Origin of the sequence: Kitasatospora sp. NPDC048715, assembly GCF_043198905.1 — a bacterium.
GTDB classification, from domain to species: domain Bacteria; phylum Actinomycetota; class Actinomycetes; order Streptomycetales; family Streptomycetaceae; genus Kitasatospora; species Kitasatospora lactacystinica.
In genome coordinates this window covers 174,299-194,314 of record NZ_JBICVH010000020.1, presented here as the reverse complement: position 1 = coordinate 194,314, position 20,016 = coordinate 174,299, and the positions used below count along the sequence as shown (strand labels likewise).

Annotated in this window: 16 protein-coding genes; 8 read left to right on the top strand and 8 right to left on the bottom strand. The window is 74.6% G+C overall.

All coding sequences use genetic code 11. The annotated features are described in order from the left end of the window. Nucleotides 1-157 precede the first annotated feature (157 nt). Nucleotides 158-1,762 carry an alpha-amylase family glycosyl hydrolase gene (locus ACGFSC_RS33360; RefSeq protein ID WP_359907782.1) on the top strand — a complete coding sequence of 535 codons (1,605 nt, stop codon included), beginning with the start codon at nt 158-160 and terminating at the stop codon, nt 1,760-1,762. Nucleotides 1,763-2,005: 243 nt separating this feature from the next. After that, nucleotides 2,006-3,067 (top strand): hypothetical protein, encoded by a 1,062-nt coding sequence (locus ACGFSC_RS33355; RefSeq protein ID WP_359907779.1) that lies wholly within the window; start codon nt 2,006-2,008, stop codon nt 3,065-3,067. A gap of 159 nt (nt 3,068-3,226) precedes the next feature. On the opposite strand, the gene ACGFSC_RS33350 is transcribed toward ACGFSC_RS33355, so the two are convergent. From ACGFSC_RS33350 to ACGFSC_RS33340, 3 genes are read right to left on the bottom strand one after another with little or no spacing between them, the layout of a single operon-like run. After that, nucleotides 3,227-4,387, bottom strand: a complete 1,161-nt coding sequence (locus tag ACGFSC_RS33350; RefSeq protein WP_359907862.1) for an acyl-CoA dehydrogenase family protein — start codon at nt 4,385-4,387, stop codon at nt 3,227-3,229. A 26-nt stretch (nt 4,388-4,413) separates the two neighbouring features. After that, nucleotides 4,414-5,679: a CoA transferase gene (locus ACGFSC_RS33345; protein ID WP_359907776.1), complete on the bottom strand. Its 1,266-nt coding sequence runs from the start codon at nt 5,677-5,679 to the stop codon at nt 4,414-4,416. Continuing rightward, nucleotides 5,676-7,199, bottom strand: a complete 1,524-nt coding sequence (locus tag ACGFSC_RS33340) for an amino acid permease (RefSeq protein ID WP_359907773.1) — start codon at nt 7,197-7,199, stop codon at nt 5,676-5,678. Before ACGFSC_RS33340 ends, ACGFSC_RS33345 begins: the two co-directional genes overlap by 4 nt. A gap of 266 nt (nt 7,200-7,465) precedes the next feature. On the opposite strand from ACGFSC_RS33340, the gene ACGFSC_RS33335 reads away from it, so the two are divergent. Next, nucleotides 7,466-8,218: an FCD domain-containing protein gene (locus ACGFSC_RS33335; RefSeq protein WP_359907770.1), complete on the top strand. Its 753-nt coding sequence runs from the start codon at nt 7,466-7,468 to the stop codon at nt 8,216-8,218. Between the two features lie 51 nt (nt 8,219-8,269). Continuing rightward, nucleotides 8,270-9,091: a hypothetical protein gene (locus ACGFSC_RS33330; protein ID WP_359907767.1), complete on the top strand. Its 822-nt coding sequence runs from the start codon at nt 8,270-8,272 to the stop codon at nt 9,089-9,091. A gap of 40 nt (nt 9,092-9,131) precedes the next feature. Here ACGFSC_RS33330 and ACGFSC_RS33325 read toward each other — a convergent pair whose 3' ends face one another. Together ACGFSC_RS33325 and ACGFSC_RS33320 are read right to left on the bottom strand one after the other, a co-directional pair. Further along, the gene (locus tag ACGFSC_RS33325) at nt 9,132-9,866 is read right to left on the bottom strand and encodes a (2Fe-2S)-binding protein (RefSeq protein ID WP_359907764.1); all 735 of its coding nucleotides are present in this window, start codon (nt 9,864-9,866) and stop codon (nt 9,132-9,134) included. Between the two features lie 225 nt (nt 9,867-10,091). Continuing rightward, nucleotides 10,092-10,673 carry a hypothetical protein gene (locus ACGFSC_RS33320; RefSeq protein ID WP_359907761.1) on the bottom strand — a complete coding sequence of 194 codons (582 nt, stop codon included), beginning with the start codon at nt 10,671-10,673 and terminating at the stop codon, nt 10,092-10,094. A 266-nt stretch (nt 10,674-10,939) separates the two neighbouring features. On the opposite strand from ACGFSC_RS33320, the gene ACGFSC_RS33315 reads away from it, so the two are divergent. Then, nucleotides 10,940-12,238, top strand: a complete 1,299-nt coding sequence (locus ACGFSC_RS33315) for a sensor histidine kinase (protein ID WP_392864395.1) — start codon at nt 10,940-10,942, stop codon at nt 12,236-12,238. 145 nt (nt 12,239-12,383) lie between these two features. Here the strand turns inward: ACGFSC_RS33315 and ACGFSC_RS33310 are convergent, their stop codons facing one another. Beyond that, the gene (locus ACGFSC_RS33310; RefSeq protein ID WP_359907497.1) at nt 12,384-13,967 is read right to left on the bottom strand and encodes a metallophosphoesterase family protein; all 1,584 of its coding nucleotides are present in this window, start codon (nt 13,965-13,967) and stop codon (nt 12,384-12,386) included. Between the two features lie 88 nt (nt 13,968-14,055). On the opposite strand from ACGFSC_RS33310, the gene ACGFSC_RS33305 reads away from it, so the two are divergent. Continuing rightward, nucleotides 14,056-14,745, top strand: coding sequence for a response regulator transcription factor (locus ACGFSC_RS33305; protein WP_359907499.1), 690 nt, complete (start codon nt 14,056-14,058; stop codon nt 14,743-14,745). A 409-nt stretch (nt 14,746-15,154) separates the two neighbouring features. On the opposite strand, the gene ACGFSC_RS33300 is transcribed toward ACGFSC_RS33305, so the two are convergent. Together ACGFSC_RS33300 and ACGFSC_RS33295 are read right to left on the bottom strand one after the other, a co-directional pair. Next, nucleotides 15,155-16,819 carry a peptide-N4-asparagine amidase gene (locus ACGFSC_RS33300; protein ID WP_359907502.1) on the bottom strand — a complete coding sequence of 555 codons (1,665 nt, stop codon included), beginning with the start codon at nt 16,817-16,819 and terminating at the stop codon, nt 15,155-15,157. Between the two features lie 235 nt (nt 16,820-17,054). Next, nucleotides 17,055-17,957 (bottom strand): LysR family transcriptional regulator, encoded by a 903-nt coding sequence (locus ACGFSC_RS33295; protein ID WP_359907505.1) that lies wholly within the window; start codon nt 17,955-17,957, stop codon nt 17,055-17,057. Nucleotides 17,958-18,094: 137 nt separating this feature from the next. On the opposite strand from ACGFSC_RS33295, the gene ACGFSC_RS33290 reads away from it, so the two are divergent. Together ACGFSC_RS33290 and ACGFSC_RS33285 are read left to right on the top strand one after the other, a co-directional pair. Further along, nucleotides 18,095-19,129, top strand: coding sequence for a pseudouridine-5'-phosphate glycosidase (locus ACGFSC_RS33290; RefSeq protein WP_359907508.1), 1,035 nt, complete (start codon nt 18,095-18,097; stop codon nt 19,127-19,129). A 3-nt stretch (nt 19,130-19,132) separates the two neighbouring features. Continuing rightward, the gene (locus tag ACGFSC_RS33285) at nt 19,133-20,011 is read left to right on the top strand and encodes a PfkB family carbohydrate kinase (RefSeq protein WP_359907511.1); all 879 of its coding nucleotides are present in this window, start codon (nt 19,133-19,135) and stop codon (nt 20,009-20,011) included. Nucleotides 20,012-20,016: the final 5 nt, after the last annotated feature.

The window sequence follows — 20,016 nt, the reverse complement described above, 5'->3', positions numbered from 1 at the left end:
CCCGTGAAGAAGGCGGTGGCGGGGCGAGGCGGGCTGTCGGGACGGCCGGGATTGGACGAGAATCGGGGGCACCCGGCTCGGCCCCGGCCGATCCCGTCCCGGCTCAGCCCCGCCCGGCCAGCCCCGGGCCCCCGGACCCCGGCAGGAGGAACCACCCATGACCTCGACCCGCCCCGGCCCCGACTGGCTCGCCGACGCCGTGCTGTACCAGATCTACCCGCAGAGCTTCGCCGACTCCGACGGCGACGGCATCGGCGACTTCGCCGGCATCGCCGGGCACCTGGACCACCTCGCCTGGCTCGGCATCGACACCGTCTGGCTCAACCCCTGCTTCGCCTCGCCGTTCCGCGACGCCGGGTACGACGTCACCGACTACCTCGCCCCCGCCCCGCGCTACGGCGGCACCGATGACCTGGTGGCCCTGGTCGAGGCCGCCCGCCGCAGGGGAATCCGGGTCCTGCTGGACCTGGTGGCCGGGCACACCTCCGACCGCCACCCCTGGTTCCTGGCCTCCGCCGAGGACCCGTCCGACCACCGCTACATCTGGTCCGACCGCCCGGTGGACGGCTTCGTGGCCTCGCCCGGCAGCCGCCCCGGCTGGTACCGGCCGAACTTCTTCGACTGTCAGCCGGCGCTCAACTTCGGGTACGCGCGCAGCAGTTCGGAGGAGCCCTGGCGGCAGGCGGTGGACGCGGACGGCCCGCGCGCCAACCGGGCGGCGCTGCGCGCGATCATGGCGCACTGGCTCGGCCTCGGGGTGTCCGGCTTCCGGGTGGACATGGCGTACTCGCTGGTCAAGGACGACCCGGGCAAGGCGGAGACCGCCAAGCTCTGGACCGAGCTGCGCGACTGGCTGGACCGCGGCCACCCCGAGGCCGCCCTGCTCGCCGAGTGGGGCGACCCGGCCGCCGCCGTCGCGGCGGGCTTCCACGCGGACTTCTTCCTGCACTTCGGCGGGGAGGACCACGGCCTGCCGCTGCGCTCGCTCTGGAACAACAACGGCGGGACGGTCGAGGAGTTCTGGCACCAGGAGGCCTGCTACTTCGAGGCCGAGGGCCGCGGCACCCCGCAGCCCTTCCTGGACGCCTGGCGCTCGGCGGCCGAACTCACCGAGGGTGGCGGGCACATCGTGCTGCCCACCGCCAACCACGACTTCTCCCGCCTGGCCACCGGCCCGCGCGGCGCGGAGCAACTCGCCCCGGCCTTCGCCTTCCTGCTCACCTGGCCCACCCTCCCGGCCGTCTACTACGGCGACGAGATCGGAATGCGCTACCTGCCGGGCCTGCCCGACACCGAGGGCAGCGTGCTCGGCCCGCGGTTCAACCGGGCCGGCTCGCGCACCCCGATGCAGTGGACGCCCGGCCCGACCGCGGGCTTCTCCAGCGCCCCGCCCGAGCGGCTGTACCTGCCGGTGGACCCGGACCCGCACCGCCCGGACGTGCTCTCCCAGCGCGCCGACCCGACCTCGCTGCTGCACACCGTGCGGCGGCTGATCGCACTGCGCCGGGCGCACCCGGGGCTGGGCGCGGCCGGCGGGCTGGAGGTCCGCCACGCCGGCTACCCGCTGGTGTACACCCGGGCCGGGCGGTACCTGGTGGCGGTCAACCCGGGCCGGGAGCCGGCGTCCGTACGGCTGCCGGGCCTGTCGGAGGGTGACCGATGGGCGCGGGGTGTCCGGCCGCTGGAGGTGCAGGGCGTGCGGCTGGTGGACGGGGAGCTGCGGGCGGACGGGTTCTCGTACGGGGTGTTCGAGCTGGGCTGACGGTCGCCCCGGGCAGGGCCTGGCCGCCGGTCGGTCGCTGTCCGGTCGCCGGTCGGTCGCTGGCCGGTCGGCGGTCGGTCGGTCGGCGGTCGGTCGGTCGGTGTCCGGTCGGTGGCCAGGCTTCCGAATGATGTCGGATAGTTGTAAGCTACATCGATAGATGGTTGCATTTACCACCTGCATTGGTTGCATTTCCCACCTTCTCGTCACCGAGAGACACCACCGGAGGACGGTACGAACGCCATGAGCACACCCCGGAACCCCGCCGCAGCGCCCACCCTGGGGCACTCGCTCAAGCACCTGGCCACCCACCTGATCACCCCGCTGCTGATGTGCCTGGGCATGGCGCTCGCCTACCAGGGCGCCTTCCACCAGCCCGAGCCGCACCACCTCAAGGTGGCCGTGGTCGGCACCACGCCGCAGGCGCAGGGCCTGGCGCAGGCGATCCAGGGCAAGGCCGGGGACGCGCTCGACGTCCGCACCGTGGACGACCGGGCCGCCGCCGAGCAGCAGCTGCGCGACCGGGACCTGGTGGGCGCCTTCGTCCCGGACGCCAAGAGCCCCGAACTGATCGTCGCCAAGGGCAACTCGGACACCTCCGTGGTGGCCGCCACCGCGGTGTTCACCAACGTCACCGACAGGCAGGGCGTGCCGCTGCACGTGACCGACCTGACCACCCCGGCCAAGGGCGACCCGACCGGACAGGGCCTGTTCTTCCTGCTGGTCGCGCTGAGCATCGGCTCCTACGCCAGCGTCGCGGCGATCGGCGCGGCCGGCGCGGGGCTGAGCGTGAAGATCCGGGCACTGGTCGGAGTGGCCGTCTCGCTGGTGGTCAGCGTGATCGGGATCGTCACCGCGGGGCCGGTCTTCCACGTGGTCGACCACGACTACGCGGCGATCTGGGCGCTCGGCTGGCTCTACTCGGCGGGCATCGTACTGATCGGCATCGGCCTGCACAGCTTCCTGAAGAAGTGGACCACGCTGGCCCTGATGGTGCTGTTCGTGATGCTGAACTTCACCTCCTCCGGCGGCATCTACCGGCCCGAACTGCAGAACGGGTTCTTCGGTGGCCTGCACGGCTTCTGGACGGGCGCGGGCTTCCTGGAGGGCGCGCGCAGCATCATGTACTTCGACGGCGGCGCGGGCCTCGGCGGGCACGTCGTGACCCTGCTGGTCTGGCTGCTGCTCGGCGGGGCCGCCCTGGTGGCCGCGGCCATGTACGAAGGGCGTGGGCGCCGTCCGGCGGAGGCGCCGCAGGAGGCCGAGGAGGCCGAGGAGGAGATGGAGGAGACGGTCGCGGTCTGACCGGACTCCCCGGAGAGACTCCACCCGGCGCCACGGGCATCGGCAGCGGGTGGGAACGGGGCGGCCCGCGCCCGGCTCTGGACAAGCCGGACGCGGGCCTCGGCGCGTCCCGGGGAGGTGAGCGCGCCCGGGGCGTGCCGAGGGCGTGTCGGACACGCCCTACCGGTAGGCCGCCTGCCCGGTGAGCGCCTGGCCGACCACCAGCGTGTGGATCTCGCCGGTGCCCTCGTAGGTCAGCACCGACTCCAGGTTGTTGGCGTGCCGGATCGGCGAGTACTCCAGCGAGATGCCGTTGGCCCCGAGGACCGTGCGGCACTCGCGGGCGATCTTCAGCGCCTCCCGCACGTTGTTGAGCTTGCCGACGCTGACCTGCTCGGGCCGCAGCCGCCCGCCGTCCTTGAGCCGGCCGAGGTGGACCGCCAGCAGCGCGGAGTTGCCGAGCGCGAGCGCCATGTCGGCGAACTTGCGCTGGGTCAGCTGGAAACCGCTGATCGGCCGGTCGAACTGGACCCGCGAGTCCGCGTACCGCAGCGCCGCCTGGAGCGAGTCCCGGCCCGCGCCGACCGCGCCGAACAGGATGCCGAACCGCGCCTCGTTCAGGCAGGACAGCGGGCCGCGCAGCCCCTTCGCGCCCGGCAGTCGGGCCTCGGCGGGCAGCCGGACGCCGTCCAGGTGCAGCTCGGAGGTGACCGAGGCGCGCAGCGACAGCTTCCGCCCGATGTCGCGGGTGGTGAAGCCGGGCGTGCCGCGCGGCACCAGGAAGCCGCGCACGCCGTCCTCGGTGTTCGCCCAGACGGTGGCGACGTCCGCGATGCCGCCGTTGGTGATCCACGTCTTGGTGCCGTCGAGGATCCAGTCCGAGCCGTCGCGCACCGCGCGGGTGCGCATTCCGGCCGGGTTGCTGCCGAAGTCCGGCTCGGTGAGGCCGAAGCAGCCGATCGCGGTGCCGGCGGCGAGCCCGGGCAGCCACTCCTGCTTCTGCTCCTCCGAGCCCCACCGGTGGATCGAGTGCATCGAGAGCGAGCCCTGGACCGAGACGAAGCTGCGCAAGCCCGAGTCGGCGGCCTCCAGTTCGAGGCAGGCCAGGCCGTAGGAGACGGCGTTGGTGCCGGCGCAGCCGTAGCCCTCCAGGTGCATCCCGAGCAGGCCCAACGCGCCGAGTTCGGGGGCGAGTTCGCGGGCGAAGTGGGCGTTGTCGAACCACTCCGGCAGGTGCGGGCGGACCCGGTCGGCGAGGAACCGGGAGACGGTGGCCTGGATCTCGCGCTCCTCCTCGGTGAGGAGGGTGGCGAAGTCGATCAGGTCGAGCGGGTCGGACATGGCGGTGCCGGTGCCGTGCGGGGTGCTCATGGGCGGTCCTCGAAGTCCTGGTCGTGCGGGGGAGGGTTGTGCGGCGGCCGGTCGTGCGAAGGCTGCGCGTGCGGAGGCTGCTCGTGGGGAGACCCGCCGTGCGGCGGCCGGTCGTGCGGGGTGTCCAGCCAGGCGGTGAGCTCGGCGGTGTGCTCGCCGAGCCGGGGCGGGGGCAGCTGGTAGCGGGGCGGGGTGCGGGAGAGGCCGATCGGGTTGGCGACCAGGTCCAGCGGGCGGCCGTCCGGGCCGGGCAGCGGCGCCCGGGGCCGCAGGCCGAGCGAGTCGGCGAGGTCGAAGGCCTCGGCCAGGTCGTTGACCGGGCCGCAGGGCACGCCGAGCGGGGTGAGCACCGCGAACCACTCGGCGGCGGTGCGGCGTTCGAGCCGGTCGGTGAGCTCGCGGGCCAGCGCGGTGACGTGCGCGACCCGGGCGGAGTTGGTGGCGAAGCGGGGGTCGTCGGCCAGCTCGGGGGCGCCCACGCCCCGGCAGAGCGCGGCGAACTGCCGGTCGTTGCCGACCGCGACGACCAGCGGGCGGTCGGCGGCGGTGAACACCTCGTAGGGGGCGATGGACGGGTGGCGGTTGCCGAGGATGCCCGGCACCGCGCCGGCCAGGGTGTAGCCGGCGGACTGGTTGACCAGGCCGGAGAGCAGCGTGGAGAGCAGGTTCAGCTCCACCAGCTGGCCCCGGCCGGTGGTCTCGCGCTCGCGCAGTGCGGCCAGCACGCCGACCGCCGCGTGCAGCCCGGTCAGCACGTCCACCAGTGCGACGCCGGTCTTCACCGGTTCGCCGGGGGCCGGCCCGGTCACCGACATCAGGCCTCCGACGGCCTGCACCAGCAGGTCGTAGCCGGGCAGTTCGGCGCCCCTGCCGGGGCCGAAGCCGGTGATCGAGCAGTAGACGAGCCGCGGGTTGAGGGCCTGGGCGCGGTCCGGGCCGAGGCCGTGACGGGCCATCGTGCCGGGGCGGAAGTTCTCCACCAGTACGTCGGCGCGGCGGACGAGTTCGACGGCGCGGGCATGGTCGGCCGGTTCGCGCAGGTCGAGGGTGAGGGAGCGCTTGTTGCGGTTGACGGAGAGGAAGTAGGTGGCCTCGCCCTGGGCGTGCGGAGGGCCCCAGGCGCGGGTGTCGTCGCCGGTGCCGGGCTGTTCGACCTTGATCACGTCGGCGCCGAGGTCGGCCAGCAGCATGGTCAGGTAGGGCGCGGCGAGCACCCGGCCGAAGTCGGCGACCAGGACGCCGTCCAACGGGAGCCCGGTCATGCCCGCCCCCGGGCCGGTTCGGCGGAGGCGGCCCCGGGCGCGGCCGTCGCGTCGCCCGAGGGGGCGTCGCCGCGCAGGTGCGGCCGGGCCAGCAGGAGGTAGAGGCCGCCGGCCGCGAGCACGACCACCGCCGAGAGCAGCACGAGGTAGTTGTCGTACCAGGCGGCGTCCGGGGTGCGGCCCCAGCAGATGTTGACGATCGCGGCGACGCCGTAGACCAGCGCGCCGATGTTCACCGCCAGGCCCCAGCGGCCGAGCCGGAAGTCCCCGCTCGGGCGCCAGCCGCGCAGCCGGGCCCGCAGGGCGGCCAGCACCACCATCTGGAAGGCCAGGTAGATGCCGATGCTGGAGAAGGAGATGATCTTCGTGAGGGCGCCCTCGGAGAGCGCCGAGGCACCCACGATGATCACACCGGGCAGCGCCGCGGCGAGCAGCAGCGCGTACGGCGGCACCCGCAGCCGGTCCGAGACGGTCGCCAGCAGCCGGCTGCCCACGATCATCCGGTCCCGGGCGAAGGAGTAGGCGAGCCGGCTCGCCGCCGCCTGGAGGCTGAGCACGCAGGACAGGAAGGAGATCAGCACCACGCCGATCACCACCCGGGCGCCGACCGCGCCGAAGGCGTCGTGCAGCACCTTGGCCACCGGATCCTTGTCGTCGCCGGAGACCACCGCGCCGATGTCCTGGATCGACATCACCAGGGCCAGGCTGATCCCGATCGCCGCAGCGCCGCCCACGTAGATGGTGCGCCGCATCGACTTGGGGATCTGTCGACCCGGGTCCGGCACCTCCTCGGCGACGTCGCCGCAGGCCTCGAAGCCGAAGAACAGGAAGACCGCGATCAGCCCGGCGGCCAGGAAGGCGTCGGCGTAGTCGCCGTCGCCGCCCGCGCCGAAGCGGTCGAGGACCACGCCGAGGCCGTGGTAGCGGTGTGTCAGCAGCAGCCAGGCGCCGACCGCCAGGGCGCCGAGCAACTCGGCGGCGAAGCCGAACACGGCCGCCGCCGACAGCACCCGGGTGCCGCCGAGGTTGATCACGGTGGCGAGCGCCAGCAGGCCCAGTGCGCACCAGACGGTCGTCGCGGTGCTCGGCTCGACGCCCAGCAGGGCGGCCACGTACGGGCCGGCGCCGTAGGAGACGGCCGCGATGGTGGACATCAGCGCCAGCAGGTAGGTCCAGCCGGTCAGCCAGCCCCAGGTGCGGCCCCAGAGCCGGCGCGCCCACGGGTACACCCCGCCGGCCACCGGGAACTGGGCGACCACCTCGCTGAACACCAGGGCCACCAGCAGCTGGCCGAGGCCCGCGATCAGGAAGCTCCAGACCATCGGCGGCCCGGCGGTCCGAAGTGAGGTGGCGAAGAGTGTGTACACGCCAACGACGGGGGAGAGATAGGTGAAGCCGAGCGAGAAGTTCGCCCAGAGGCTCATGTCGCGCTTGAACTCGGAGGTGTAGCCGAGGGCGGCCAGCCGTTCGGCGTCCGGGTCGGGGGAGTGGACGGTGGCACGTGCACTGGCATCGGTCATGACCTGCTCCTGGGAACGTGTCGTGAGGCGTGGGGGAGCACTGCGGGGTGCGGCTCGGGCCGAGGTTGCGGGAAAACATACGAGATTGAGTTTCTAGGGGCAAGAGTGCGCGTCGGACCTGGAGGTACCCTGCGGGAAACATCCGGTCGGGCAGCGATCGGGCGAGGATCCGGCGGCGATCGGGCAGCGATCGGACAGTGATCGGGCCGGCGGTCCGGCGGCGATCCGGCGAGGATCCGGCGACGGCGATCGGGGAGGGGAACGGCGTGACGACCATCGGCAGTGCGACCCCGCTGCTCAGTGCCGTCCTCGCGCCGCTCGCCGACCTCGGCCGCGCCGACGCGGTGGCCCGCCGGATCACCGAGGCGATCGCCCTCGGACTGGTCGCCGACGGGGACCAGCTGCCCAGCGAGAACGACCTGGCCGACCAGCTCGGCGTCGCCAACGGCACCGTTCGCGAGGCCCTCGCCCTGCTCCGCGAGGCCGGACTGATCGAGACCCGGCGCGGCCGCAACGGCGGCAGCTTCGTCCGCACCCCCGCCGAGGGCTCCGAACACCTCCAGCTCGCCCGGCTGCGCGACCTCGCCACCGTCGACCTGCGCGACCTCGGTGACGAGGAGCTGGCCGTCTTCGGCACCGCCGCCCGGCTCGCCGCCGAGCGCGCCCCGGCCGACCTCGGCCCCCGGCTCACCCGACTGGTGCACGACCTGCGCGACGCTGCCGGGCCCGCCGAGCAGCGCCGCGCCGACGCCCGCTTCCACATCGAACTCGCCGTCGCCGCCCAGTCGGTGCGGCTCACCCAGCTCGCCGTCCGGCTCCAGGCCGAACTGGGCCCGCTGCTCTGGCTGCCCGCCCCGCACGGGCCGGACCAGGAGCGCTTCGCCGAGCAGCACCGGGAGATCCTGGTCGCCGTGCTGGCCGGCGACGCGGCCGGCGCCCGGGCCGCCGCCGAGACGCACGCCGTGGCTTGCGTGCACCATCTGGTCCGGCGGCACCTGGAGTTGGCGGACGACGGCTGAGCCGGGGCCGCGCCACCGTTCCCGGATCCCTCCCTCGCCGCCGGAGCCGTCATGACCAGCGCGTTCAGCACCACCCTGCCCGTGGCCCGATCCGCCGGTGTGCCGGTTGCCGGTGAGTCCGCCGCCGGCGGGCCCGACCTGGGCGAGCCCGCCGCCGGTGACGCTGCCGCCGTCGAGCGGTGCGCCCGGCAGATCGCCGCCGCCGTCGATGCGGTGCTCGCCGAACTGGACGGCCTGCGGGCGGCCGCGGCGGGCTGCTGGGCCCGGGCGGCCGCCGAGGGGCGCCGGCCCGCCGCGGCCGAACTCGCCGTGGTGCACGGGGTGGTGAGCGAGCTGCTGGCGCGGCCCGGCTCGCGCTGGTTCGGCTGCGGAACGGTCGTGGCACCCGGCGCGCTCGCCGACGCCGACCTGCACGTGGAGTGGTGGTACCGCGGTGCGCGCGGGGCGGGGGAGCGGCGGTTGCGGCTCGCGCTCGACCCGGCGGACGCCGAGTTCTACGACTACCGAGGGCTGCCCTGGTTCGCCCGGCCCCGGGACGAGGGGCGGGCGGCGGTGGCCGGGCCGCAGGTCGACCTGCTCTGTGCCGACCGGTACGTGCTGTGCTGCGCCCGGCCGGTGGTCGTCCCGAGTGCTGGCTTCGTCGGGGTGGTGGCCGGGGACGTCCCGCTGGCCGCGCTGGAGCGGCTGCTGGTGCCCCCGCTGCGGGCGCTGTCCGGCGACGCGGCGCTGCTCGACGGCGAGGGCAGGGTACTGGCCGCCACCACCCCGGCCCTGCCGGTGGGTTCGCTGGCACGAGGACTGCTCGCGGACCCGGCGGCCGGGCGGGCCGGGGTGCCGTCGGCGGCGGTGGACTGGGCGGTGGTGCGCGGCTGACGGCGGCCGAAGATCTGTATGACCTTCATTTGTGAAGGTATTACTCGTTCCGCTTCCCGCGGCCGGGCGGCGTGCTGAAGCAGCAGTCCCCGCAGAGCCCGGCACCCGGACCCACCCGGTAGTAGAGGCAGCAGCTGTTCCGCCGGAACGCCGTGCCACCCGGCCCGGCGCGCAGGACGCCCGACCCGGCCAGCGGCGGACGGTCCAGCAACTCCGCGGCCAACGCCCGTGCGGCGTCCGGCGCGTGGGCGTCCAGCACCCGCAGCGTCCCGGCCAGTGCGGAGGCGGCGTTGCCGAGCAGCAGACGGCGGGAGAGCGGGGCGGCGGCCCGGACGGCCTCCGCCAGCGGTGTCAACTGTCCCAGCAGGACGGCCTCGTGGAGCTGGTCGGCGAGCGAGCCGGCGACCGGACGGGCGGGCTCCGGCGGTGCCCACAGGTCGAGCGGGCCCTGGTCCGGGATCCGCACCCAGGCGTGCTCCAAGGTCGGGACCGTCCCCAGCAGGACCGCCGAGCCCAGCCCCACCGACCAGAAACGGGCGGCCAGCCCCAGGTGCAGGATCGAGGCGGCGACCCGGGGCTCCCCGGTGCCGAGCCGCTGCGCCACCACCCGCAGCCGCGCCGCCAACGGCGCGTCCGGTCCGGTGCCGTACAGCTCGGCCAGCGGCCGGAAGCCCTCCGGCGGCCGGTCGGCCGGCGAGGTGTCCAGCGCGAAGTACGGCCCGACGGCGGCCAGCCGGGCGTAGTCGGGCGAATGCCGGTCGGGCGCGGAGTTCAACGGCCCTCCCCTGTCAGGTCGTTGAACCCCGCCCCCGCCGGTGGCGGAGCGGTCGGACGGTCGAGGGACAACGGGGCCTCCAGGTCTGCGGGCGCTCGGGTGGCGGTGCGCAGCCCCCGGGTCGTCGCCCGGGTGGCCCGGTCGGCCCGGGTGGCCTGGTCGGTCCGGTCGGTCCGGTCGGTCCGGGAGGCCCTGACCGGTCCTGTCGACCCGACCGGCCGGGTGTCAGCTGCGCACGGAGAAGTCACCACTGGTCGTGCGGATGAACGGTACCGTGCCCTGGCAGTCCGACACCGGCTGGCCGAGCGCGCCCCAGACCCAGCCCATCCGGTCCCCGCGCCGCCCGTCGTCCTCCACCGAGAGCGAGACCTTCTGGCCGATCAGCTCCAGGCCCGGGAACCACGGCGCCTCGCCCTTGGTGACCACCCCGGTGGCGATCGCCTCCCGGCCGCCGACGGCCAGACAGGTGATGTCGCCCTCGAAGTCGGCGACCAGCCGGCCGTCGGTGTGCACGTGACGGACGTGGAAGTGGCCCGTGGTGCCGCGCGGATCGGTGTTGGTGGTCGCACGGGCGTCCACCGAGATCCGCACCGGGTCGCCCTCGAAGCCCTGGAACCCGGCGCTGAGGACGGTGTTGCCGGTGCCGCGCACACCGACCGGCCCGAAGTCGCCTGCTGGGGCGGCCGGTTCCGGGGCGGTGACCGGTGCGGCGGGGGCCGGCTCCGCGACGGCGGCCGGTGCGGCGGTGGCGGCGGTCGCGGCCAGCAGGAGCAGCGAGAGTGCGGCGGTGGCGAGGCGGCGGTTCATGGCGGTTCGGGTCTCCTTCGGCGCGGGTGTTCCCGGGTGGCTGTTCCCGTGCGGGCGTCCGGCGTGGCCGTCCGGTTCGGGTGTCGCTTGCGGGCGTCCGGTTCGGGTGTCCGGTGCGGGCGTCCTCTGCGGGTGTTCCGATGCGACCGATCATGCTCCCGCCCGGTCGCGCAGACCTCCCGCTGCGGAGGGGAGTTGACGGCGTACCGCTCCCTCCTGAGGAGGACCGTGCCTCCCCCGGGAGAGCTGCCCGTAGGCTCGGCCGGGTGCCCACCGACTCTCCCTTCGCTCACCCCGATCCCGCGCGGCCGCGACCGGCCCGGATCCGTCGGCCGCTCGCCGCCGTCTCCGCGTTCGCCCTGCTGGCGCCCGTGCTGCTGGCGCGACCGGACGCCCGGGGAGCGGCCGCGCTGCTCGCCCTGACGGCGGTGCTCGCCGCAGTGGCGGCACTGCTGCCCTGGCCCGCCGGTCGGATCACGCTCGGTGCGGCCGCCGGAGCGGTGGCCGGGGCCTCGCTGCTGGTCGACGCGGTCTACCCGGGGCCGTACCGGCTGCCCGCGTTCTGGCTGCCGTTCGAGTGGCTCGCCCTGCTCGGACTGCTCTTCCGGGCCGTTCGGCGGCTGCCCGACCGGTCGGCCGGTCCGGTCGGCGGGCTGGTGGGACTGGCGGCGGTGCTGCTGCCGCTGCGGTTCGCCCTGCGGACGCCGCAGGGCGGTGCGGCCGGGCCGGTGGTCGGGGTGCTGATCTCGCTGCTGCCACTGCTCGGTGTCGCGGCGGCGGCCCTCTACCTGCGCGTCCTGGACGCCCGCCGGGAGCGGGCGGTGGCCCGGGCCCGGCGCCAACAGCGGCTGGAGGTGGCCCGGGGACTGCACGACTTCGTCGCCCACGAGATCACCGGCATCGTGCTGGAGGCCCAGGCCGGCCAACTCCCGGGCCAGGAGCCGGAGGAGACGACCGCACTGCTGCGCCGCCTGGAGGAGGCCGGGCTGCGGGCACTGGACTCGATGGACGAGATGGTCGGCGCCCTGCGCGAGCCGAGCGGCCGGGAGGGCCAGGAGGGCCGGGAGGGCCGGGAGGGCCGGGACGGCAAGGGTGGCAAGGACCTCGAGGGCGACCGCTCCGACGGGTCGGACCGGGCGGGCGGAGCGACCACGCGTCGGCTGGGCCTGGCCGACCTCCCCGAGCTCGTCGCCCGCTTCGGCACCACCGGCGCCCTGCGCGCCACCGTCGAGCTGGCGCCCGGCACCGCGGGCCGGCTCTCCGCCGAGGCCGAGGCGACCGCGTACGCCGTGGTCCTGGAGGCGCTGACCAATATCCGCCGGCACGCCCCGCAGGCCACCGAGGTCACCGTCCGGGTGGCCCCCGGTGAGTGCGGCGCCGTCGAGCTGACCGTCGCCGACGACGGTGGCCCCGCCCGCAAGCCGCTGCTGCGCCGCCGCCCGGGCGCCGGTGGCACCGGCCTGGCCGGCCTCACCGCCCGGGCCGCCGCCCACGGCGGCTCGCTGACCGCCGGCCCGGGCACGCCCGCGGGCTGGCGGGTCGGCTGCTCCCTGCCGGGGCGCTGAGGCGCGCCCCGCGGCGCCGACCCGATCGGGTCGGCGCCGCGTCCGTGCGTGCGCGTGAGGCGGAGGGGCTACCGGGTGAGGCACGATGACGGGATGAGGCGCACCGGACGGTCTCCGCCGGTCGGAGGCTGCCGTCGAGTACGCCCTAGTGACCCCGGCCGCCGCCGCGGGTGCCGCGCGGGCGGGTCAGGGTGAAGCGGTCGACCGGGACGAGGTCCCCGTACGGGCCGCTGACGGAGTAGTAGGTGACGCCGATGGTGGTCTGCCCGTTGCGGCCGCCCGGGTCGACGTCGAAGGAGGCGAAGCCGTACGGGTTGTCGGCGTCCCGGAAGGCGGACCAGGGGGCGTCCTCGATCACGTACACCGGCGGGCGCTTGCCGGTGGCCGGGTCGACGGCGCCGACGCCGGTGATCACCCGTGCCTTGGCGGGGCTGAAGAAGAGCTGGTTGGACGGGGCGGAGGTGCCGCCGCCGCCGATGACCATGTGGACGGTGCCCTTGGTGGTGTCGATGGTCTCGGTGCCGGTGGAGACCGGGATCGGCGTGCGGGTGTCGGTCGGCTGCTGGCCGCGGATCGGGTGCGAGCGCTCGTAGTGGTGCTCGTGGCCGCAGACCACCAGGTCCACGCCGTACTTGTCGAACAGCGGTACCCAGGCCTCGCGGACGCCGAGGTCGGCGCCGTTGAACCTGTCGGCGGTGGAGATCACCACCTGGTGCATGCAGACCACGATCCAGTCGATCCCCGGGTCCGCGTTGGCCGCGATCAACTCCCGCTCCAGCCAGCGCTGCTGGGCGCCGCCGGAGTAGCCGTGGACGTAGCTGTTGCCGCCGTCCTGGTAGGCCACGTCGTCGTTGTTGAGGCTGATCACGCGTACCGAGCCGGCCGTGAACGAGTACCAGAGGCCGTGGGTCTCCGCGTCGGAGCGGGCGTCCGGCAGCTCGAAGTACGCCTGGTAGGCGCCGTAGCCGATCGGGCCGTTACCCTTCTCGTTCTCGTGGTTGCCGGCCGCGGGCATCCAGGGGCGGTGGCGGGCCGAGCGGCTGTTGTTCTCGAACCAGTCGGACCAGGTGCGGACCCGGTCGGTGGCGATGTTCGCGTAGCACAGGTCGCCGTTGAGCAGGTGGAACAGCGGGGCGATCCGCTCGACCCCGGCGGTGGTGTCGCCGGCGGCCGGGCTGCCGAGGTTGTCGTTCACGTAGCCGTTGGCGGTCTTCCTGCCGAGGGTGGGGGTGCCCTGGTCGCCGAAGCTGGTGAAGGTGAAGGCGGACCGGCCGCGCGGGGCGGTGCGGACGGTGCCGAGCTCGGGGGTGGTGCCGTCGTGGACGGCGGCGTAGACGTAGTCCGTGTCGGCGTGCAGGCCGGTCAGCCGGGCGTGGTGCGCCTGGACCTCGGTGCCGGAGGCGGCGTCCCGGTAGGTGCGGGTCGAGGCCTGGACCGTCCGGCCGAAGCCGTTGTTCGAAGTCCCGTACATCACACGCGGGTTGCCGACGGACCTGGTGGTGTGCCAGGAGACCACCACCTCGCGCGAGGCGTCCGAGCCGAACTGGAGGTGCAGGCCGGCCACGCGGGGCGCGCCGGAGCGGTCCGGGCGCTGCCAGAGCACCGGGGAGGCGGCGGCGGGGGTGGCCTGGACGCCGGCGAGGGACACGGCACCGCCGAGGCCGACGCCGGTCGCGCCGGCCAGGAGCCCGCGCCTGCTGACGGAGGGACGTCCACTGGAATCGTTCATGGCGGCCAGCTCACCGGACGAAGGTGAACCGGGCCGGTTCCACCGCGTGAACTTTCCCGTCCGCCACCCGTGCGCCACACTGCTGGGCGTGACGAGTGCGAACGGTGGGGGCCGGCGGGTGATCCGCACCCTGATCGCCGACGACCAGGAGGCCGTCCGGCGGAGTGTCCGGCGGATCCTGACGGCCCAGCCGGACATCGAGGTCGTGGGCGAGGCGGTGGACGGGCTGTCCGCGCTGGAGCTGGCGGCCGAACTGCGGCCGGACGTCGCGCTGGTGGACATCCGGATGCCGCGGATGGACGGGCTGGAGCTGACCCGGCGGCTGGCCGGGCCGGACGTGGCGGATCCGGTGCGGGTGGTGGTGCTGACCACCTTCGACCTGGACGAGTACGTGTACCCGGCCCTGCAGCACGGGGCGTCCGGCTTCCTGCTGAAGCGTTCCGGCCCGTCCCTGCTCGCCGAGGCGGTACGGGCGGCGGCGGACGGGGAGAGCCTGATCAGTCCGTCGGTCACGGTCCGGCTGCTGCGGCACGTGACGCAGCCGCGCCGCCCGGAGCGCCGGCGGGCGGCGCCGGTGGTGCCGCTGACCGAGCGGGAGGTGGAGATCGCCGGGCACGTCGCCGCGGGCCGCACCAACGCGGACATCGCCGCGGAGCTGTTCATCTCGCCGGGAACGGTGAAGACCCACGTCGCCAGCATCCAGCGCAAGCTCGGGGTGGCGAACCGGGTCGGGATCGCGGTGCACGCCTGGGAGATGGGCTGGGCGGGCGCGCGGTAGCCGGGGCGCGGGAGGCGCGGCGCGGGGACAGGACGCGGGAGGCGCGGCGCGCGGGAAAAGGTGCGCGTCCACGGGCCGAGGGGATGCTCCGTGGACGCGCGGAACCTACGAGGTGGGGGTGGCCTCCGGACGTGACGTCCTCCGGCCGGTAGTTCGATCGTCGACCGAGGTAGTCCCAGCGGCAGACCCTGATCCGTCTCGATCCGTCGCCACTGCCTCCTGCGGTCGAACTTCCTTCAGCTACCTCGCAGGTCCACCTCCCATCATGCGCCTCCTACGGGCCGTGCACCAGGGGTGAACGGTATGAATCCGACCAATTTCGCAACTCGGGCGGCGACGTGCCGGCGAGGGGCGGCGAGCGGCGTCGACGTGCCGCGGAGGGGCGGCGCGGGCCGGCGAGCGGCGACCGTCAGGGCCGCGGCCAGCCGTCCACGAAGTTCAGGGTCCGACGGTACGGCCCCTCGGGCCCGGTGCTCCGGTACTCCTCGGCGCTGCTGCCGGTCCGGACGGTGCGGTCCCCGTCGTGCCGCGTGGCGGTGGGGCGCAGGGTGTGGTCGACGGTGGAGCGCTCGGTGACGTGGCCGCCGGTCGCCGCGGTGGTGTCGCGGTGGTAGCCGAGGTCCATGGCGGTGGTCTGGTCGGTGTTGCCGGCCGCGTCGCGGCTCACCCGGTAGCTGACGTCCAGCGGTTCGCCCTCGTGGACGGTGGTGGTGCGGTGCGGGCCGCCGCCCCAGGTGGCGGTGGTGCGGGTGAGGTCGGCGCCGTTGTGCAGCGTCACGTCGTTGCCCGCGTCGCGCAGTCGCTGGGTGGAGCGGAAGGCGAGTTCGTCGCGGACCTCGGTGGTGATCCGGCCGTGCGAGGTCTGCACCCAGCCCCGGGCGAGGTCGTTCCGGGCGGCGGTGACCGTCCAGTCGCCGCTGCCGCCGCCGTGGTCGGCGAGGTCGGTCGCGACGGTGGCCTCCGGGGCGACCCGGTGGTCGGTGAGCTGTCCGGTGGTGCGGTCGGCGCCGTGGTCGGTCTCGGCGAAGAGGTTGACCTGGCCGGTCCAGATGTCGTTGCTCTGCGCCTCGGCGGTGTTCAGGGTGACGCCCACGGCGTGCGGCCGGCCGTCCAGCAGCAGCCCGACGTACGGGGTGAGGTCGAGCCGGTAGGCGGGCAGGTCGAAGGCGAAGACGCCGGGCACGGGCCGCCAGAGCAGCGGGTCCCAGCCGCCGGTGTAGATCACCGGGTACGGCCAGACCGCGCCGGCCACCCGGCCGTCCACGGTCAGCCGCAGCTCGCGGAACGGGCCCTTGCCGCAGATGCCGGTGCCCGGGTTGGCGGCGGCGAAGGCGTCCGGGGCGGAGGCGTACGCGAACTCCTCGCAGGCGCCGCCGCCCCGGGCGTAGACCTCGGCGGTGAGGCGTTCGAGGTTCTGCGGGAAGGTGAGGTCGCGCCCGGCGGCGGGGGAGGTGCTGGTGAGCCCGAACGGTCCGGTGGTGAGCAGCCGGTCGGCGGCGCGGGCGGCCGGCCAGTGGGCGTCGGCGGTGTAGAAGGTCAGGTTGGCGCTGATCGTGAAGACGCCGGTGTAGGTGGCGTCGGTGACGTTGGCGAGGTCGAAGGAGAAGTCCTGCGGGCCGCCGGTGAAGAGCGGGGCGTAGCGGGTGACGTCGTGCTCGACGTTCCAGGCGATGCCGTCCTTGGACGGCTCGGGGGTGGAGGAGAGCAGCACCTGGACGCCGCCGACGCGGACGCTGAAGATCCGGTCGAACTGCCGTCCGGCGACCTGTCCGTGGAGGTCCAGGACCACCGCGGACCAGGGTCCGGCGCAGTCGGCGGGCGGGGTGAGGGTGGTGGTGTACGGGGTGTCCGGCGGGTTGCCGTACCCGTTGCGGAACTCGCGTTCGTGCATCGCCTCGACGGTGCAGGAGCGGGTGTCGGGGCGGGTGAGCGGCTTGGTGGCGGTGACCGGGTCGTGGTAGTCGGTGCCGAAGTCGGCGTGGGCCGGGCCGGCGGCGGTGAGGGTGCCGGCCAGGGTGAGGACGGCGGTGCCGATCAGACCGGCGGCGCGGCGGAGCAACGGGCGCAGGGCCAAGGCGGGTTCCCGGGGTTCGGCGGCCCGCGGGCGGGTGCCGCGGGCCGGTCGGATGATCCGGGAATCCTTCCGGTGGTGGCATGCCAGCGTCAAGGATTCCGCCGGTCGGACTCGGACTCGGACTCGGACTCGGGCTCGGACCCGGATTCGGACCCGGGCTCGGGCTCGGGCTCGGACCTGAATTCGGGCTCGGGTCCGGACTTGGGCTCGGGCCCGGGCCGTGCGACGGGGCGGGTCAGACGTCCTCCAGCTCCGCGGCCTCCTGCCGGATCAGGTCCCGCAGCGAGGCCAGCCGGGGCCGCCGGTCGTCCGTCCGCCACTGCATCTCCAGCGGAAGGGTGGCCCGCCCCTCCAGCCGTACGGTGGCCACGTCCTCGGTGAGGTGGCCGGTCATCGAGCCGGGCACCAGTGAGAAGGCGCGGTTGCGGGCGAGCAGGTAGAGCCGGGAGCCGACGATCCGCGGCGGGCTGACCAGCACCGGTGGGTCCACGCAGTGGTCCGCGCAGAGGCCGAGCACGTGGTCGTAGTAGCGGGGGTGCTGCTCGCGCGGCCACAACAGCAGTGGCAGGTCGCGCAGTTCGGCCAGGCCCAGGCTGCTCCGGCGGGCCAGCGGATGGTCCCGGCCGAGCGCCACCAGGACCGGTTCGTCGGCGATCCGCTCCAGCCGGTAGCCGGTCACCTCGTCGAGGAAGCGCCCGAGCCCGATGTCGGCCAGCTCGGCGGCCAGGGTGGCGGAGACCTGCCCGGTGTCCACGGCGAGTTCGGTGGTGTCGAGCGCCGGAAGCTCCTGCTCGGCCCGGCTGACCACGGCGGGCAGCAGTCGGTTCACCACGCTCGGCGAGGCGACGATCCGGGCGGTGCCCAGCCGGGACTCCTCGTGCAGCCGTACCCGGGTCAGCAGCGTCTCGGCCTGCCGCAGCAGCCGGGCGCTCTCGGTGGCCATCACCTCGCCGGCCTCCGTGAGCGCCACCGAGCGGCGGCTGCGGTCGAACAGCTCGACGCCGACGGTCCGCTCCAGCCGGGCGACCTCCTGGCTCACCGTCGGCTGCGAGATGTGCAGCCGCTCGGCGGCCCGCCCGAAGTGCAGCGTCTCGGCGACGGTCAGGAAGACCTGGAGCTGACGCAAGGTGAGACCCATGGTTGTCAGGGTAGACGAACCAATAGGCGCAGGCCTATCGGAAACCTCAGGACTCATTCTGGATTCCGATGCGAGCCGTCCATACGCTGAGCAGACGTTGCCCCACCGCAGTGGCAACCTCACAGAGAGTTCGCATCATGACCGGACTTCGCCCCACCGCTCCCGCCGTCCAGGTCTCCGAGGAGGTCGCCCGGGCCCTCGCCGAAGGCCGGCCGGTGGTCGCCCTGGAGTCGACCATCTTCACCCACGGACTGCCGCGGCCGCGCAACCTGGCCGTCGCGCTGGAGGCCGAGCGGCAGCTGCGGGCGGCGGGCGTCGTCCCGGCCACGATCGGGGTGCACGCCGGGGTGCCCACGGTCGGGCTGAGCACCGAGCAGATCACCGAACTGTCCGCCGTCGACGGCCTGGACAAGGTGAGCCTGCGCGACCTCCCGGTGGTCGCCGCGCTCGGCCGGCACGGCGGCACCACCGTCGCCGCCACCGCCTTCCTCGCCCACCGCGCGGGCATCCGGGTCTTCTCCACCGGCGGCCTCGGCGGCGTGCACTTCGGCGCCTCGGAGAGCTTCGACGAGTCGGCCGACATGACCACCCTGGCCGCCACCCCGGTCACCGTGATCAGCGCCGGCGTGAAGTCCATCCTCGACATCAGGGCCACCCTGGAGCGCTTCGAGACCTACAACATCCCGGTCATCGGCTACCGCACCCGCAAGTACCCCGGCTTCTACGTCACCGACTCCGGCCACGAGATCAACTTCAGCGTGGAGTCGCCCGAGCAGGCCGCCAGGATCATCGAGTCCCGGGACCGGCTCGAACTGCCGCAGGCCGTCCTGATCGCCAACCCGGTCGACCCGGCCAAGCAGCTGCCGCCCGACGAGCTGGACGGCATCCTCGCCCGCGCCTGGGCGGAGGCCGAGCGCCGTGGCGTCACCGGCAACGCCTCCACGCCGTTCCTCCTCGACTTCATCCAGCGGGACACCGGCGGGCGCAGCCTGGAGGTCAACGTCGAGGTGTACCGGGGCAACGTCCGGCTCGGCGGGGAGATCGCGACCGCGCTGGCTGCGGGGGTGGGTTCGGCGGCGGGTGACGCCGCTTCGGACGGCGCGGGCCGTGGTGCCGGTGACGCCGCAGCGGGTGACGCCGCTTCGGCCGTCGTCGCCGACGGCGGGGCCTGAGCCGTGCTGGGGGTGCTCGGCGACCTCGTCGAGGACATCGTGGTCTGGGCCGACGGCCCGCTGCGGCACGGCACCGACTCCGGCGCCCGGATCTTCCGGCGGCGCGGCGGCAGCGCGGCCAACGTCGCCTGCTTCGCCGCCGGGCAGCACCCCGCCCGCTTCCTCGGCTGCGTCGGCGAGGACGCGGTCGGGGACGGCCTGGTCGCCGAACTGGCCGGCCACGGCGTCGACGTGCGGGTCTCCCGGCGCGGCCGGACGGGCAGCGTCGTGGTGCTGATCGACCAGGACGGCGAGCGGACCATGCTGCCCGACCGGGGCGCCGCCACACTGCTGGAGCGGGTCCCGGACGAGTGGCTGACCGGACTGACCCACCTGCACGTGCCGGCCTACTCCTTCGACGGAGAGCCGGTCGGCGGCACGGCGGTGGACGCGCTCGCCCGGGTCCGGAGGGCGGGCGGCACCACCTCGGTGGACGCCTCCTCGACCGGCATGCTGGAGCGGTTCGGACGGGAGCGCTTCCTTGGTCTGCTGGCCGAGTCGGCGCCGACCTTCGTGTTCGCCAACCGCTCCGAGTCGGCGTTCCTCGGGCTGCTGGTCGGCGGTCTGCCCGGGCCGGAGCGCGCCCGGCTGGCGGCCACCGCGGTGGTCACCAAGGCGGGTGCCGAGGCGACCGCCGTCGACGTGCCCGGCGAGCCGCTGGTCATGGTGCCGGTGCCGCCGGTGGCCGAGGTGCGCGACCTCACCGGGGCCGGGGACGCCTTCGCGGCGGGGTTCCTGGCCGGCTTCCTGGACACCGGGGACCTCGGGCGCGCGGCCGGGCTCGGGCACCGCAGCGCGGCCCGGGTGCTGGCCTCGCCCGGTGCCTCCTGCGGCGGGGAGTGACGTTC